Annotated in this window: 11 protein-coding genes, 4 tRNA genes and 2 rRNA genes; all 17 read right to left on the bottom strand. The window is 54.9% G+C overall.

The genetic code is table 11. The features are described from left to right. Window positions 1–55: 55 nt before the first annotated feature. The gene (gene rpoB, locus G3M63_RS06125) at window positions 56–4,126 is read right to left on the bottom strand and encodes a DNA-directed RNA polymerase subunit beta (protein WP_163982160.1); all 4,071 of its coding nucleotides are present in this window, start codon (window positions 4,124–4,126) and stop codon (window positions 56–58) included. 212 nt (window positions 4,127–4,338) lie between these two features. Then, window positions 4,339–4,707: a 50S ribosomal protein L7/L12 gene (gene rplL, locus G3M63_RS06120; protein WP_150302407.1), complete on the bottom strand. Its 369-nt coding sequence runs from the start codon at window positions 4,705–4,707 to the stop codon at window positions 4,339–4,341. Between the two features lie 78 nt (window positions 4,708–4,785). After that, window positions 4,786–5,286 carry a 50S ribosomal protein L10 gene (gene rplJ / locus G3M63_RS06115; RefSeq protein ID WP_150302408.1) on the bottom strand — a complete coding sequence of 167 codons (501 nt, stop codon included), beginning with the start codon at window positions 5,284–5,286 and terminating at the stop codon, window positions 4,786–4,788. A gap of 206 nt (window positions 5,287–5,492) precedes the next feature. Beyond that, window positions 5,493–6,188, bottom strand: coding sequence for a 50S ribosomal protein L1 (gene rplA, locus G3M63_RS06110; RefSeq protein ID WP_150302409.1), 696 nt, complete (start codon window positions 6,186–6,188; stop codon window positions 5,493–5,495). Beyond that, entirely contained in the window at window positions 6,189–6,620 is a 432-nt protein-coding gene (gene rplK / locus G3M63_RS06105) for a 50S ribosomal protein L11 (protein ID WP_150302410.1), read from the bottom strand. A gap of 115 nt (window positions 6,621–6,735) precedes the next feature. Then, window positions 6,736–7,269 carry a transcription termination/antitermination protein NusG gene (gene nusG / locus G3M63_RS06100; protein WP_150302411.1) on the bottom strand — a complete coding sequence of 178 codons (534 nt, stop codon included), beginning with the start codon at window positions 7,267–7,269 and terminating at the stop codon, window positions 6,736–6,738. A 9-nt stretch (window positions 7,270–7,278) separates the two neighbouring features. Then, the gene (gene secE, locus G3M63_RS06095; RefSeq protein WP_150302412.1) at window positions 7,279–7,647 is read right to left on the bottom strand and encodes a preprotein translocase subunit SecE; all 369 of its coding nucleotides are present in this window, start codon (window positions 7,645–7,647) and stop codon (window positions 7,279–7,281) included. A 43-nt stretch (window positions 7,648–7,690) separates the two neighbouring features. After that, window positions 7,691–7,766, bottom strand: a tRNA-Trp gene (locus G3M63_RS06090). Window positions 7,767–7,823: 57 nt separating this feature from the next. Beyond that, window positions 7,824–9,017, bottom strand: coding sequence for an elongation factor Tu (gene tuf / locus G3M63_RS06085; RefSeq protein WP_163982159.1), 1,194 nt, complete (start codon window positions 9,015–9,017; stop codon window positions 7,824–7,826). An 81-nt stretch (window positions 9,018–9,098) separates the two neighbouring features. Beyond that, window positions 9,099–9,174, bottom strand: a tRNA-Thr gene (locus G3M63_RS06080). A gap of 24 nt (window positions 9,175–9,198) precedes the next feature. Next, a tRNA-Gly gene (locus G3M63_RS06075) sits at window positions 9,199–9,272 on the bottom strand. Window positions 9,273–9,296: 24 nt separating this feature from the next. After that, a tRNA-Tyr gene (locus G3M63_RS06070) sits at window positions 9,297–9,381 on the bottom strand. Between the two features lie 242 nt (window positions 9,382–9,623). Further along, a complete protein-coding gene (locus G3M63_RS06065) occupies window positions 9,624–10,328 on the bottom strand; it encodes a hypothetical protein (RefSeq protein WP_163982158.1) in 705 nt (234 codons plus the stop codon). Further along, window positions 10,307–11,056: a type III pantothenate kinase gene (locus tag G3M63_RS06060; protein ID WP_150302434.1), complete on the bottom strand. Its 750-nt coding sequence runs from the start codon at window positions 11,054–11,056 to the stop codon at window positions 10,307–10,309. The genes G3M63_RS06065 and G3M63_RS06060 overlap by 22 nt, the downstream gene beginning before the upstream one ends. Continuing rightward, window positions 11,046–12,020, bottom strand: coding sequence for a bifunctional biotin--[acetyl-CoA-carboxylase] ligase/biotin operon repressor BirA (birA, locus tag G3M63_RS06055; RefSeq protein ID WP_256669960.1), 975 nt, complete (start codon window positions 12,018–12,020; stop codon window positions 11,046–11,048). Before birA ends, G3M63_RS06060 begins: the two co-directional genes overlap by 11 nt. A gap of 423 nt (window positions 12,021–12,443) precedes the next feature. Continuing rightward, a 5S ribosomal RNA gene (rrf, locus tag G3M63_RS06050) occupies window positions 12,444–12,559 on the bottom strand. 152 nt (window positions 12,560–12,711) lie between these two features. Further along, window positions 12,712–15,601: ribosomal RNA gene (locus G3M63_RS06045) — 23S ribosomal RNA — on the bottom strand. Window positions 15,602–15,825: the final 224 nt, after the last annotated feature.

The raw sequence follows: 15,825 nt of genomic DNA, 5'->3' as shown, positions 1-15,825 counted from the left end.
CTCGCAGTGTCTCAAGGGCGGAGCACTTCTCCGCCCGAGACGTGGGCAACCCGGGTTACTCGGTATCCAGTTCCATGTCGATGCCGAGTGAACGAATTTCTTTGACCAGCACGTTGAAAGACTCGGGCATGCCCGGCTCCATGCGGTGATCACCGTCCACGATGTTTTTGTACATCTTGGTACGGCCGTTCACATCGTCAGACTTCACAGTCAGCATTTCCTGCAAGGTGTAGGCGGCGCCGTAGGCTTCCAGCGCCCACACTTCCATCTCACCGAAACGCTGGCCACCGAACTGGGCCTTACCGCCCAACGGCTGCTGTGTTACCAGACTGTAAGACCCGGTAGAACGGGCGTGCATCTTGTCGTCGACCAGGTGGTTCAGCTTGAGCATGTACATATAGCCAACAGTGACCGGCCGATCAAAAGTATTACCGGTCCGTCCGTCGTACAGTTTCATCTGCCCCGAATCCGGTAGATCCGCCAGACGCAACATCGTCTTGATTTCGTGCTCCTTCGCGCCGTCGAAGACCGCAGTGGCCATCGGCACACCCTGGCGAAGGTTATTGGCCAGATCCAGTACTTCCTGGTCGGACAGAGAATCGAGGTCCTCGTTACGGCCGCCAACCTGGTTGTAGATCTCGTCGAGGAACTTGCGCACGTCAGCGATCTTGCGTTGCTCCTCGAGCATCACATTGATCTTTTCGCCCAGCCCCTTGGCCGCGAGGCCGAGGTGGGTTTCCAGGATCTGACCAACGTTCATACGCGAAGGAACACCCAATGGATTCAAGACCACATCGACAGGCGTGCCGTTCTCGTCGTGGGGCATGTCCTCGATCGGCATGATCACCGAGATAACACCCTTGTTACCGTGACGACCAGCCATCTTGTCACCCGGCTGAATGCGACGCTTGATGGCCAGGTAAACCTTGACGATCTTGAGTACGCCCGGCGCCAGATCATCGCCCTGTTGCAGCTTGCGCTTCTTGTCTTCGAACTTGTCGTCGAGCAATTTGCGACGATCGGTCAGATAGGCCTGAGCTCGCTCCAACTGCTCGTTCAGGCTGTCTTCGGTCATGCGCAGCTTGAACCACTGGCCGCGCTCAATGCCGTCCAGGGTCTCGTCGTTGAGCACGGCGCCCTTCTTCAAGCCGGCACCGCCTTCTACAGACTGACCATTCAGCGCAGCACGCAGACGCTCGAACGTTGCAATCTCAACGATGCGGAACTCTTCCTGCAGATCCTTGCGGATCTCGTCAAGTTGCTCCTTCTCGATGGCAAGTGCACGCGTGTCGCGCTCAACCCCATCACGAATGAAGACCTGAACGTCGATGACCGTACCCTTGGTACCGGTCGGAACGCGCAGCGATGTATCTTTAACATCGGATGCCTTCTCACCGAAGATGGCTCGCAAGAGCTTCTCTTCTGGCGTCAGCTGGGTCTCACCCTTCGGAGTGACCTTACCGACCAGAATGTCGCCAGCACCGACTTCCGCACCGACATACACAATGCCCGCTTCGTCCAGCTTGCCCAGCGCCGCTTCGCCCACGTTCGGGATGTCGGAAGTAATTTCTTCCGGCCCAAGCTTGGTGTCACGCGATACGCAGGTCAGCTCCTGGATATGGATAGTAGTGAAGCGATCTTCCTGGACCACCCGCTCGGAAACGAGAATGGAATCCTCGAAGTTGTAGCCGTTCCAGGGCATGAACGCGACGCGCATGTTCTGGCCCAGGGCCAACTCACCCATATCAACGGAGGAACCATCGGCCAGAATATCCTTGCATGCAACCACGTCACCCTTTCTTACCAGCGGACGCTGATTGATGCAGGTGTTCTGGTTCGAACGCGTGTACTTGGTCAATGCGTAGATATCGACACCGGCTTCGCCCGCTTCGATCTCGTCCTCGGAAACCCGAACAACGATACGGCTGGCATCAACAGAATCGATCACACCACCGCGGCGTGCTGTAACGCAAACGCCGGAATCGCGCGCAACGTTGCGCTCCATGCCGGTACCCACGAGCGGCTTTTCGGCACGCAAGGTCGGTACGGCCTGACGCTGCATGTTCGAACCCATCAAGGCACGGTTGGCATCATCATGCTCAAGGAACGGAATCAACGACGCAGCCACAGAGACGACCTGACGCGGCGAAACATCCATCAAGGTCACTTCGTTCGGTGTCTTGACGGTAAATTCGTTCATATGCCGAACAGCTACCAGATCGTCGGTCAGCTGACCGTCTTCGACCTTGGCGCTGGCCTGTGCGATGACGTGATCACCCTCTTCAATCGCGGAGAGGAAAACGATCTCGTCGGTAACCTTGGCATCACGAACCCGACGGAACGGGCTTTCCAGGAAACCGTACTGGTTGGTACGGGCATAGGTAGCCAGCGAGTTAATCAGACCAATGTTCGGGCCTTCCGGCGTTTCGATCGGACATACACGACCGTAATGCGTCGGGTGTACGTCACGTACTTCGAAGCCTGCGCGCTCGCGCGTCAGACCACCCGGCCCAAGAGCCGATACACGGCGCTTGTGGGTAATTTCCGACAGCGGATTATTCTGATCCATGAACTGGGACAGCTGGCTGGAACCGAAGAACTCCTTCACGGCCGCTGCAACCGGCTTGGCGTTGATCAGGTCCTGCGGCATCAGGCCTTCGCTTTCTGCCATGGACAGGCGTTCTTTAACAGCCCGCTCAACACGCACCAGGCCCACCCGGAACTGGTTTTCTGCCATCTCGCCGACCGAACGGATACGACGGTTACCCAGGTGATCGATATCGTCGACCACGCCTTTGCCGTTGCGAATGCCGACCAGGGTCTTGAGGACCTCAATGATGTCTTCTTTGCTCAGTACACCGGCGCCTTCGATCTCGTCACGGCCGATCCGGCGGTTGAACTTCATACGACCCACCGCAGACAGGTCATAACGATCACTGCTGAAGAACAGGTTGCTGAACAACGTCTCGGCGGCGTCCTTTGTCGGCGGCTCGCCGGGGCGCATCATCCGGTAAATTTCGACAAGCGCTTCCAGCTGGCTGGTAGTGTTGTCGATACGCAGCGTGTCGGAGATAAACGGACCGCAATCTATGTCGTTGGTATACAGCGTCTCGACGCGGGTCACCTGCCCCTTGATCAGCTTGCCGATGACCTCGGGAGTCACTTCGGTGTTGCACTCAACCAGGATCTCGCCAGTCGACGGATGCGCAATCGTCTTGGCGATGGTGCGGCCGATGATGTAGTCAAACGGCACGGACAGGCTGGTAATACCGGCCTTTTCCAGCTGATTGATGTGGCGTGCAGTGACGCGACGACCTTTCTCGACGATTACCCTGCCTTTGTCATCCTGGATATCAAACGTAGCGATTTCGCCGCGCAAGCGCTGTGGAACCAGCTCAAGTTGCAACTCTTCGCCCTGAACATCGAAGACGTTGGTTTCGTAGAAAATATCCAGCATCTCATCGGTCTGATATCCCAAAGCACGCAGCAGAACAGTCGCTGGCAACTTGCGACGACGGTCGATACGGACGAACACCGCGTCCTTGGGATCAAATTCGAAGTCCAGCCACGAGCCGCGGTAAGGAATCACGCGGGCGGAGTACAACAGCTTGCCGGAACTGTGCGTCTTGCCACGGTCGTGGTCGAAGAACACACCCGGGCTACGGTGCAACTGGGAAACGATGACACGCTCGGTACCATTGATGACAAAAGTACCGTTCTCGGTCATGACGGGGATTTCCCCCATGTAGACTTCTTGTTCCTTGATATCCTTGATCGCCTTGTTGGACGATTCGCGATCAAAGATGATCAGGCGCACTTTCACACGCAGCGGGACCGCATAGGTCACACCACGGAGTACGCACTCCTTGACATCGAAAGCCGGGTCACCCAACCGGTAACCGACATATTCGAGCGCCGCATTACCGGAATAGCTGATAATGGGGAAGACAGATTTGAAGGCCGCGTGCAGACCGATATCGCGGACATTCTCTTTTGCCGTACCGGCCTGCAGAAATTCCCGGTAGGAATCCAGCTGAATCGCCAGTAGGTAAGGGACATCCATGACATGCGGCAGCTTGCCAAAGTCCTTGCGGATACGTTTTTTCTCAGTATATGAGTAAGCCATCAGCGTTCCCCAGCTTGGTCACCTGCTTGATTGGCTAGCCCTGACGGGATAGCCTGAAAATGCGTGCAAGCCCTAAGTCTTGCTCACTCGCCTGGAGTGGCTCCGTCTGCGACATCGAAGCCGGTCAGAACGGAAAAAGGCCGGTGGCACACGGGCCACCAGCCATCAATCTGATTCAGCAAATCAGACTGTCGACGCAAGGTCGCGCAAGCTTACTTGAGCTCAACCTTGGCGCCAGCATCTTCCAGAGTCTTCTGAGCAGCCTCAGCTTCGTCCTTGGATACGCCTTCCTTGATCGCGCCAGGAGCGCCATCAACCAGCGCCTTCGCTTCTTTCAGGCCCAGACCTGTCAGCTCACGAACAGCCTTGATCACGTTGACCTTCTTCTCGCCAGCTTCCAGCAGCACGACGTTGAATTCAGTCTGCTCTTCAGCAGCAGCCGGACCAGCAGCCGGACCAGCAGCAACCGCGGCAGCAGCAGAAACGCCAAACTTCTCTTCCATAGCGGAGATCAGTTCTACGACCTGCATGACGGACATTTCGGATACTGCGTTGATGATATCTTCGTTAGTAAGAGCCATGACTCTAATATTCCTGTATTGGGGGATGGCTTTCAGGCCATCAAAACTTGTAAATCGAACGGCAAACCCAAGCACGCATCAAGCGGCTTCGGCTTCCTTCTGATCGCGAACAGCTGCCAGAGTACGAACGAACTTGCTGGTGGCGCCTTGAATAACGCTCATCAACTGGCTGATAGCCTCGTCGTAGGTTGGCAGTGTGGCCAGAATGTCGATTTGTTCAGCTGCAAGGAAGTTGCCTTCAAACGCTGCGGCCTTGATCTGGAACTTGTCCTGACCTTTTGCGAACTCCTTGAACATGCGAGCAGCAGCGCCCGGATGTTCATTGGAGAATGCAATCATGGTCGGACCGACAAAGACGTCGTTCAGGCACTCGAATTCGGTACCTTCAACTGCACGGCGCATCAAGGTGTTACGTACGACCCGTACGTAAACACCGGATGCGCGTGCTTCTTTGCGCAGACCAGTCATGGCAGCAACGCTCACGCCGCGGGCATCAGCCACAACGGCAGACAGCGCACCTTTGGCAGCTTCGTTGACTTCAGCGACGATGGCCTTCTTGTCTTCGAGCTTAATTGCCACGGGTTTCACTCCTGGATTTACCATGTGCCACTCTTTCGAGCGGCCTGTTTTGGTGTCTGATCCAGCCTGCACTGAATCGGGAGCACCATCTGCGTAGGCCTGAAAACAAAGGTTTTCGGTTTAAGGCTCGCACCACCTACGGTCTTGGATAGCCCCCACTACGCAGGGACCCCAATAAGTGACACGCCGCCAGGCGTGTCGATAAATCAGATTGCCAGCGATGCCTGGTCGATCTGAACGCCCGGACCCATGGTAGTGCTCAGGGAGACGCGCTTCAGATACACACCCTTGGAGGTGGACGGCTTGGCCTTCTTCAGGTCAGCCAGCAACGCTTCAACGTTTTCCTTCAGCTTGACCGCATCAAAGCCGACCTTGCCTATGGAGCAATGAATAATGCCGTTCTTGTCAGTACGATAACGGACCTGACCAGCCTTGGCGTTCTTTACGGCGGTGCCGACATCAGCAGAAACCGTACCCACTTTCGGGTTGGGCATCAGACCACGCGGACCGAGCAGCTGACCCAGCTGACCAACCACACGCATGGCGTCTGGCGATGCGATCACCACGTCGAAGTCCAGGTTACCGGCCTTCATGTCAGCTGCCAGGTCGTCCATACCGACCTTGTCTGCACCGGCGGCAAGCGCCGCTTCAGCATTAGCGCCCTGGGTGAACACGGCAACGCGAACGGTCTTGCCAGTACCATGGGGGAGCAAGGTCGCGCCACGGACTACCTGATCGGATTTACGCGGGTCAACACCGAGGTTGACCGATACGTCGAACGACTCAACGAACTTGACGTTGGACACATCAGCCAGCAGGGTGGCGGCATCTTCAAAGTTGTAAACCTTGTTGGCCTCGACCTTCTCGGCAATAGCCTTCTGACGCTTAGTCAACTTAGCCATTTACACACCCTCCACGGTAAGGCCCATGCTGCGAGCAGAACCTGCGATGGTGCGTACAGCAGCATCAAGGTCAGCAGCAGTCAGGTCGGCTTGCTTGGTATTCGCAATCTCTTCCAGCTGGGCACGTGTGACGGTGCCTACCTTCTGAGTATTAGGACGAGCAGAGCCGCCTTTCACGCCAGCAGCCTTCAGCAGCAATACGGCTGCTGGAGTACTCTTGGTTTCAAAGGTAAAGCTACGATCGCTGTATACGGTGATAATTACCGGAGTCGGCAGACCAGGCTCCTGGCCTTGGGTCTTGGCGTTGAACGCCTTGCAGAATTCCATAATATTCACGCCATGCTGACCCAGGGCCGGGCCCACTGGCGGACTTGGATTAGCCTGACCGGCTTTGACTTGCAGCTTGATGTAAGCTTGAATCTTCTTTGCCATGTTTCTTCTCCAGAGGGTGATAGCGCCTGACGGCTCCCCTATTGACTATATTCCCCACTGACAACAAAACCCCGCAACGCCTAAGGCAGTGCAGGGTTCAGGGGGACGAAAGAACTCAGCCCTTTTCGACCTGACTGAATTCTAGCTCCACAGGCGTGGGGCGACCAAAAATGAGAACAGCCACCTGAACTCGGCTTTTCTCATAATTAACTTCTTCAACAACACCGTTGAAGTCAGCAAAAGGACCATCGGTCACTCGCACAACTTCACCAGGTTCAAACAATGTCTTGGGCTTCGGCTTGTCGGTGCCTTCGGATACGCGGCGCAAAATCGCTTCGGCTTCACGATCAGTAATCGGAGCCGGCTTGTCAGCGGTGCCACCGATAAAACCCAAGACGCGAGAGGTATCTTTCACCAAGTGCCAGGTGCCTTCGTTCATTTCCATTTGAACGAGCACATAACCGGGGAAGAATTTCCGTTCACTCTTGCGTTTCTGGCCATTGCGCATCTCCACCACTTCTTCGGTGGGCACCAGAATTTCGCCGAATTGGTCTTCCATTCCAGCCAGCTTCACGCGCTCATGCAACGAGCGCATGACATGCTTTTCGAATCCCGAATAGGCATGCACGACGTACCAACGCTTAGACACGGATCACCTTTAACCAATAAACTGAGAAATGATCCAACCCAGAAGGGTATCGAGACCCCACAGGATCAGCGCCATCACCAACACCACCGCCACGACAATCAGTGTTGTCTGCGTGGTTTCGGGACGGGTTGGCCAGACGACTTTACGAATTTCGATGCGCGCTTCCTTAACCAGCGCCCAGAAGGACTTTCCTCTGGCTGTCTGCAGAGCTACAAAGCCTGCGACCAGCCCCAGTACCACCAACGCTACGGCACGATACAAAACAGGTTCTGCGGCAAAATGATGATTACCATAAACCCCAGCCAGGACCACAATGGCCACGACGATCCACTTGATTACATCTAAGCGATCATCGTGAAGCTCTGCTTTGGTGCTCATGAATCGTCAAATCCTGTCTTGGTAGCCAAAGCCAGATAAAATCTGGCAGGCCAGGAGGGAATCGAACCCCCAACCTGCGGTTTTGGAGACCGCCGCTCTGCCAATTGAGCTACTGGCCTGTAATCGCAGTCGAGCCGGCAATAGTACCGACTCAACAGCTCAAGATCAATTGCTAATTAAGCAATAATCTTGGCAACCACACCGGCACCAACGGTACGTCCGCCTTCGCGAATAGCGAAGCGCAGGCCGTCTTCCATGGCGATCGGAGCGATCAGAGTAACAACCAACTTCACGTTGTCACCCGGCATTACCATTTCCACACCTTCCGGCAGCTCACAGGAACCAGTCACATCAGTTGTACGGAAGTAGAACTGCGGACGGTAGCCCTTGAAGAACGGAGTGTGACGGCCGCCTTCATCCTTGCCCAGCACATACACTTCAGCTTCGAACTGGGTGTGCGGCTTGATGGTGCCCGGCTTGGCCAGTACCTGACCACGCTCAACGTCTTCACGCTTGGTACCACGCAACAGAACACCAACGTTCTCACCGGCACGGCCTTCGTCCAGCAGCTTGCGGAACATCTCGACGCCAGTACAGGTGGTCTTGACGGTATCCTTGATACCCACAATCTCCACTTCTTCCTGGACCTTGATGATGCCACGCTCGACACGACCCGTCACAACAGTACCGCGACCGGAAATAGAGAACACGTCTTCGATCGGCATCAGGAACGGCTTGTCGATGGCACGCTCAGGCTCAGGGATGTAGGCATCCAGAGTCTCGACCAGCTTACGTACGGCAGAAGTACCCATTTCGTTGCCGTCTTCGCCATTCAGCGCCATCAGCGCGGAACCGATGATGATCGGCGTATCGTCGCCAGGGAAGTCGTACGCGCTCAGCAGATCGCGAACTTCCATTTCGACCAGCTCCAGCAGCTCTTCGTCATCAACCATGTCAGCCTTGTTCAGGAACACGACGATGTACGGGACACCTACCTGACGGGACAGCAGGATGTGCTCGCGAGTCTGTGGCATCGGGCCGTCAGCTGCGGAGCAAACCAGGATAGCGCCGTCCATCTGCGCAGCACCAGTGATCATGTTTTTCACATAGTCAGCGTGACCAGGGCAGTCAACGTGCGCGTAGTGACGAGTCGGGGAATCGTATTCTACGTGCGAGGTGTTGATGGTGATACCGCGAGCCTTTTCTTCCGGCGCGTTATCGATCTGGTCGAAACCACGAGCGGCTCCACCGTACGCCTCAGCACAAACGCGAGTCAGTGCTGCGGTCAGTGTAGTTTTGCCATGGTCAACGTGGCCGATAGTGCCCACGTTCAGGTGCGGTTTTTTACGTTCGAACTTCTCTTTAGCCATCGAGAGATCCCCTATTCCTGAGTGCAATCGGTCACGCGACCATTAAATAAAAGGCAGATATTTGCATATCTGCCTTGATGCTGGAGCTCATGAGCGGATTTGAACCGCTGACCTCACCCTTACCAAGGGTGTGCTCTACCAACTGAGCTACATGAGCCTTTTACCTATTGCAGTACCAAACTGGAGCGGGTAGCGGGAATCGAACCCGCACCATCAGCTTGGAAGGCTGAGGTTCTACCGTTGAACTATACCCGCCGACTGCTCGGCTCGTGCGAAATCTGGTGGAGGGGGAAGGATTCGAACCTTCGAAGGCTAAGCCGTCAGATTTACAGTCTGATCCCTTTGACCGCTCGGGAACCCCTCCGTAAAAGAGGCGCCATTTTCATCACTAAGCGCTGACGTGTCAACACTTTTGTCAGAAAAAACCGTTACTTGAGCAAGCCCAGGGGCCGGCCTTGCATATTTCGACCCGCAACGCCTGCTGCTCGGACAGAAATCGCTCTGAGCGGTCATTGGAAACAACCCCGGCAGCGCTACCTATTTGGGCTGGCGCACGGTTATGCTCAACAACAGCCCTGCGCGCCAGTAGAAAACTACGCACCATTGCTAGCTGGATGATTGGTCCTGCTGTGCCTCTTTATTCTCCGCGCACACCTGATACTGCTGCTGCAGCTCAGGAAAATCCACTTGCAGCCGCGTGAGCAGAGCTTGATCCACTAATCGTCGGGCTTCCTGCGCAACCTGTACCAGATATTCGATATTCGTTTGATTGACCCGCTGCACCCTCGCCGGATACCCCTCGTTTCCCAACTCCGCCTGACGGCTGGCGGCTTCCTCTTCGCTTTCGAATATGCCAAATGAAACATTGTCAGCTAAAGGACCTTCAGTGATCAGATAACTTTCAACATCTCTATCCTGCAATATGGTGATCTGGGCCAGCGCCTCCCGCCGGCCGCCCTCTATATCCATCACCACCCAAAAATCTGGCTCGCCAGGTATCTCCCGCTCGATGACGGAGGACTGAATACCTAAGGCCAACAGGCGCTGCAAAAGCTGCTCAGCCCTGACCTCCCGGCTGAAGGTGCCAAAGTTAATGCACAGCGGCGCTGCAGCCTCGCGAACGGGCGGCACAAGCGGAATTACTTCGGCATCTGCGGGAACAACTGGCAGCCCCTCCTCCAGCGTTTGATCAGCCACCTCTCGCAGGGCGCGCTCGGCGCTGCGATCCTGCAACTGCCACAAACCGTACAGAATATTGAGGAGCAGCAGACACAGGAATATAGATTTCATCAGTCCACCTCCAGTGGGCACGCCAAAGCCAGTCCTTCGAATACCAGATCGCCAATCACATGGCAGCCACCAGGGAGTAGCTCTGCCATCCGGACAGCATCGCCTCCGGTGAGGATGACGACTATGCTGTCACCCAGCAGCTGGTGCGCTATGCGCAACTGCTCGCGCACGAAGCCCGATAACATAAGATCACACCCGTACTCCACGGCTTCGCCTGTTGACGTTCCGGGTTTGGGCAACTGCAGGTCACCCAGTGGCTGCTCATCGTAACGGACCAAGCGCGTATGACGCACCAGGGCAGTCCTCAGTAACTTGCTACCGGGTGCAATATATCCCCCGAGGTGCTTCCCGCTCGCGTCGACAAAATCGACAGTGACCGCTGTCCCAAGATCAATCACGACGCAGGCTTTCTTACACAACTCATAACCCGCAACCAAAGCCAGCCAGCGGTCCATGCCCAGCTTCGCACAATCATCGTATCCGTTCGTTACGCTCGCCAATGTCTTGCTAGCGCGCGCAAGCAAAGGGTGCAGCTTGAGCCAGCTAGTGAGCTGATCCATCACCAGTTGAGTCTCTTCAGCTGATCGAACGCTAACCAGCCTACACCCGCGAATTTCGCGCTCCTGCCCTCCAAGCAGTCGCTGCAGCTCGACCAGATCAGGAGCCATATCACGGTCACGCACTCGCCCCTCACGATCGACAAGACGCCATTTGATCAACGTGTTTCCACAATCGAGTTCAAGTAGCATCATTCAACCTCAAGCTTACCTCGCCACCGTTTATATGGGTCTCGCCTTGTGTCGAGACGAGCCTTAGCGCACCTCGTGCGGTCACCCCGCGGCTTACCCCTTCCTGCACCTGGTTTCCCGCGGTCACCTTGACGGCACGGTTGCGCCATGCATCCCGCTGCTCCCAACGCTCAACAAAGGGTAAGAAGCCGTCCTGCTTGAATACTTTCAGTGACCCGGCCAGACAGGATAGAAAAGCTGCGATCAGGCGGTTCCGATCAAGCTCTTGTTTTTGTCCGGACATCAAGAGCGATGTCCAGGGCTGGTCTATTTCCGGCGACTCATTCCGCATTAGCACGTTTACCCCCACGCCAATCACCACCAGGCATTCCGAGGTAAGATCGCCCGATAGCTCTGTAAGAATGCCCGCCAGTTTTCTTCCATCAAGCAGAACATCGTTAGGCCATTTCAATTTACATCCACGGTATCCGGCATCCTCAAGCGTTTCCACGAGTGCAAGGCCGACCACCAGGCTCAACCCTTCAAGCGACCGCGCCCCCCCCTCAAAAGGCTCGGCAATGGATAAGTATATGTTTTGAGCAAAGGGACTCGCCCATACTCGCCCACGCCGTCCACGTCCGGCCAGTTGCTGCTCACTGAGACAAACCAGCCGCCTAGCCCCAGCCGATTGCAGTTGACGCTGAGCCTCCGCATTGGTGGAATCAACTTGCTGGGACAGATGCCAGTCCCAGCTATCTCTCAAGGCTTCAGGAAGCGCAGCCTGGATCTGCATCAGGTCGAGAAGAACCGCATTGGGTGGAATGCGATAACCCTTCCCCCGCACCCGCTGCAGAGGGAACCCTTGCTTTTCCAGGCGGCTGAGAACTTTCCAGATCGCCGCGCGACTTACGCCCAATTCAGCTCCAAGCCGCTCACCTGAATGGAAGCGACCATCAGCCATCAATACGAGCAAGTCGTTCAGCATATTAATAAGCCATCTTGATTAACAGGCACGCATGATAGCGCTCAGGAGATCCAGTTTGAACGAATATGTTAGTTCATTCGCTGGTCACTGAGCGCTCAAGCACTTTCCAAATGATGGGCGCAGCTACCGCCTAGCGCCGTGAGACCATAGTTATGAGTTGAGCCTATCAGGAGTTGCCCGCAGGTGCAGTAGGATGTGATGGACGAGCTTAAGGCCTTTAGAAAACTACAGAGCGGCGCGTATCGCTGGCGGGAACCCCAACGATGCTATGGAGCTTTTGTTGCCCAGCCGCAGATACCGGCGCCTGGATCAGCATTAGGATATGGGTAAGTAATACGGTCCAGTCAGCACCCTCGCGTATTTTCCAGGCGCATAAAAGAACACCCCGACCTGTCTCCAGATCGGGGTGTTCTCGGTATAAGCGCTTGACGATGACCTACTCTCACATGGGGAGACCCCACACTACCATCGGCGATGCATCGTTTCACTTCTGAGTTCGGGATGGGATCAGGTGGTTCCAATGCTCTATGGTCGTCAAGCAATTCGTTGCTGTGCGTTTTTTAGTCCACACGGCGTAAAGGGTTGGGAGCGTGATAGAAGGTTTGGACAAGGTGGTAACTGTCATCTCTGCAGTTCCAGACTGTCGTTCAATCGGTGTCTTGTATAACACCGTAAATTGCTTGGGTGTTATATGGTCAAGCCACACGGGCAATTAGTACTGGTTAGCTCAACGCCTTGCAACGCTTACACACCCAGCCTATCAACGTCGTAGTCTTCGACGGCCCTTCAGGGGAGTCAAGCTCCCGGTGAGATCTCATCTTGAGGCAAGTTTCCCGCTTAGATGCTTTCAGCGGTTATCTTTTCCGAACGTAGCTACCCGGCAATGCCACTGGCGTGACAACCGGAACACCAGAGGTTCGTCCACTCCGGTCCTCTCGTACTAGGAGCAGCCCCTCTCAAATCTCAAACGTCCACGGCAGATAGGGACCGAACTGTCTCACGACGTTCTAAACCCAGCTCGCGTACCACTTTAAATGGCGAACAGCCATACCCTTGGGACCGGCTTCAGCCCCAGGATGTGATGAGCCGACATCGAGGTGCCAAACACCGCCGTCGATATGAACTCTTGGGCGGTATCAGCCTGTTATCCCCGGAGTACCTTTTATCCGTTGAGCGATGGCCCTTCCATACAGAACCACCGGATCACTAAGACCTACTTTCGTACCTGCTCGACGTGTTGGTCTCGCAGTCAAGCGCGCTTTTGCCTTTATACTCTACGCACGATTTCCGACCGTGCTGAGCGCACCTTCGTACTCCTCCGTTACTCTTTGGGAGGAGACCGCCCCAGTCAAACTACCCACCATACACTGTCCTCGATCCGGATAACGGACCAGAGTTAGAACCTCAAAGTTGCCAGGGTGGTATTTCAAGGTTGGCTCCACGCGAACTAGCGTCCACGCTTCAAAGCCTCCCACCTATCCTACACAAGCAAATTCAAAGTCCAGTGCAAAGCTATAGTAAAGGTTCACGGGGTCTTTCCGTCTAGCCGCGGATACACTGCATCTTCACAGCGATTTCAATTTCACTGAGTCTCGGGTGGAGACAGCGCCGCCATCATTACGCCATTCGTGCAGGTCGGAACTTACCCGACAAGGAATTTCGCTACCTTAGGACCGTTATAGTTACGGCCGCCGTTTACCGGGGCTTCGATCAAGAGCTTCGCCGAAGCTAACCCCATCAATTAACCTTCCGGCACCGGGCAGGCGTCACACCCTATACGTCCACTTTCGTGTTTGCAGAGTGCTGTGTTTTTAATAAACAGTTGCAGCGGCCTGGTATCTTCGACCAGCCAGAGCTTACGGAGTAAATCCTTCACCCTAGCCGGCGCACCTTCTCCCGAAGTTACGGTGCCATTTTGCCTAGTTCCTTCACCCGAGTTCTCTCAAGCGCCTTGGTATTCTCTACCTGACCACCTGTGTCGGTTTGGGGTACGATTCCTAGTTACCTGAAGCTTAGAGGCTTTTCCTGGAAGCATGGCATCAACCACTTCGCGTTCTAAAAGAACACTCGTCATCGGTTCTCGGCCTTAGGATCCCGGATTTACCTAAGATCCCAGCCTACCGCCTTAAACAAGGACAACCAACGCCTTGCTGGCCTAGCCTTCTCCGTCCCCCCATCGCAGTAACTAGAAGTACGGGAATATTAACCCGTTTCCCATCGACTACGCCTTTCGGCCTCGCCTTAGGGGTCGACTCACCCTGCGTCGATTAACGTTGCGCAGGAACCCTTGGTCTTCCGGCGTGGGAGTTTTTCACTCCCATTGTCGTTACTCATGTCAGCATTCGCACTTCTGATACCTCCAGCCAACTTCTCAATTGACCTTCACAGGCTTACAGAACGCTCCTCTACCGCTCATCTTACGATGAACCCGTAGCTTCGGTGTATGGTTTGAGCCCCGTTACATCTTCCGCGCAGGCCGACTCGACTAGTGAGCTATTACGCTTTCTTTAAAGGATGGCTGCTTCTAAGCCAACCTCCTAGCTGTCTAAGCCTTCCCACATCGTTTCCCACTTAACCATAACTTTGGGACCTTAGCTGACGGTCTGGGTTGTTTCCCTTTTCACGACGGACGTTAGCACCCGCCGTGTGTCTCCCGTGCTGACACTCACTGGTATTCGGAGTTTGCATGGGGTTGGTAAGTCGGGATGACCCCCTAGCCCAAACAGTGCTCTACCCCCAGTGGTGATACACGAGGCGCTACCTAAATAGCTTTCGAGGAGAACCAGCTATCTCCGAGCTTGATTAGCCTTTCACTCCTATCCACAAGTCATCCGCTAACTTTTCAACGGTAGTCGGTTCGGTCCTCCAGTGCCTGTTACGGCACCTTCAACCTGCCCATGGATAGATCGCCCGGTTTCGGGTCTATACCCTGCGACTAAACGCCCTATTAAGACTCGGTTTCCCTACGCCTCCCCTATACGGTTAAGCTTGCCACAGAATATAAGTCGCTGACCCATTATACAAAAGGTACGCAGTCACGGAACAAGTCCGCTCCCACTGCTTGTACGCATACGGTTTCAGGTTCTATTTCACTCCCCTCACAGGGGTTCTTTTCGCCTTTCCCTCACGGTACTGGTTCACTATCGGTCAGTCAGGAGTATTTAGCCTTGGAGGATGGTCCCCCCATGTTCAGACAACGTTTCACGTGCGCCGTCCTACTCGATTTCACAGCTAAGAGCCTTTCGTGTACGGGGCTATCACCCACTACGGCCGCCATTTCCAGGGCGTTCCACTAAACTCTAAACTGCTTAAGGGCTGCTCCCCGTTCGCTCGCCACTACTTGGGGAATCTCGGTTGATTTCTTTTCCTCGGGGTACTTAGATGTTTCAGTTCCCCCGGTTCGCCTCACACACCTATGTATTCAGTGTGTGATACCTGGCTTATGCCAAGTGGGTTTCCCCATTCAGAAATGTCCGGATCATAGCTTGTTTGCCAGCTCCCCGAACCTTATCGCAGGCTACAACGTCTTTCATCGCCTCTGACTGCCAAGGCATCCACCGTATGCGCTTATTCACTTGACCATATAACCCCAAACAATCTTGCTGTTGCCAGCGCGACCGATCGAAGTCACATGTTATATCGACATGATTTCACGACAATCCGGAACTTGCGTTGAGATTACAAGTTACCTTAGCCATAACCCTGTGCAGTGAAACACAGTGCTATGTCTTGTCTTACTTCTATCACTTTCCCAAATTTTTAAAGAGCGGCTGGTTATTAAAGACCAGACATCAATGATCCACCC

The organism is Pseudomonas sp. OIL-1 (genome assembly GCF_010669185.1).
In the GTDB taxonomy this organism is placed as follows: domain Bacteria; phylum Pseudomonadota; class Gammaproteobacteria; order Pseudomonadales; family Pseudomonadaceae; genus Halopseudomonas; species Halopseudomonas profundi.
Note: the sequence above shows the minus strand (reverse complement) of the source record. Positions and strands in the feature narration are given on the sequence as shown.

Bases quoted from the DNA above. Each gene is read 5' to 3' on its own strand.
- rpoB (WP_163982160.1), bottom strand. From the start codon at position 4,126: ATGGCTTACTCATATACTGAGAAAAAACGTATCCGCAAGGACTTTGGC.
- rplL (WP_150302407.1), bottom strand. From the start codon at position 4,707: ATGGCTCTTACTAACGAAGATATCATCAACGCAGTATCCGAAATGTCC.
- rplA (WP_150302409.1), bottom strand. From the start codon at position 6,188: ATGGCTAAGTTGACTAAGCGTCAGAAGGCTATTGCCGAGAAGGTCGAG.
- rplK (WP_150302410.1), bottom strand. From the start codon at position 6,620: ATGGCAAAGAAGATTCAAGCTTACATCAAGCTGCAAGTCAAAGCCGGT.
- secE (WP_150302412.1), bottom strand. From the start codon at position 7,647: ATGAGCACCAAAGCAGAGCTTCACGATGATCGCTTAGATGTAATCAAG.
- tuf (WP_163982159.1), bottom strand. From the start codon at position 9,017: ATGGCTAAAGAGAAGTTCGAACGTAAAAAACCGCACCTGAACGTGGGC.
- G3M63_RS06060 (WP_150302434.1), bottom strand. From the start codon at position 11,056: ATGCTACTTGAACTCGATTGTGGAAACACGTTGATCAAATGGCGTCTT.
- birA (WP_256669960.1), bottom strand. From the start codon at position 12,020: ATGCTGAACGACTTGCTCGTATTGATGGCTGATGGTCGCTTCCATTCA.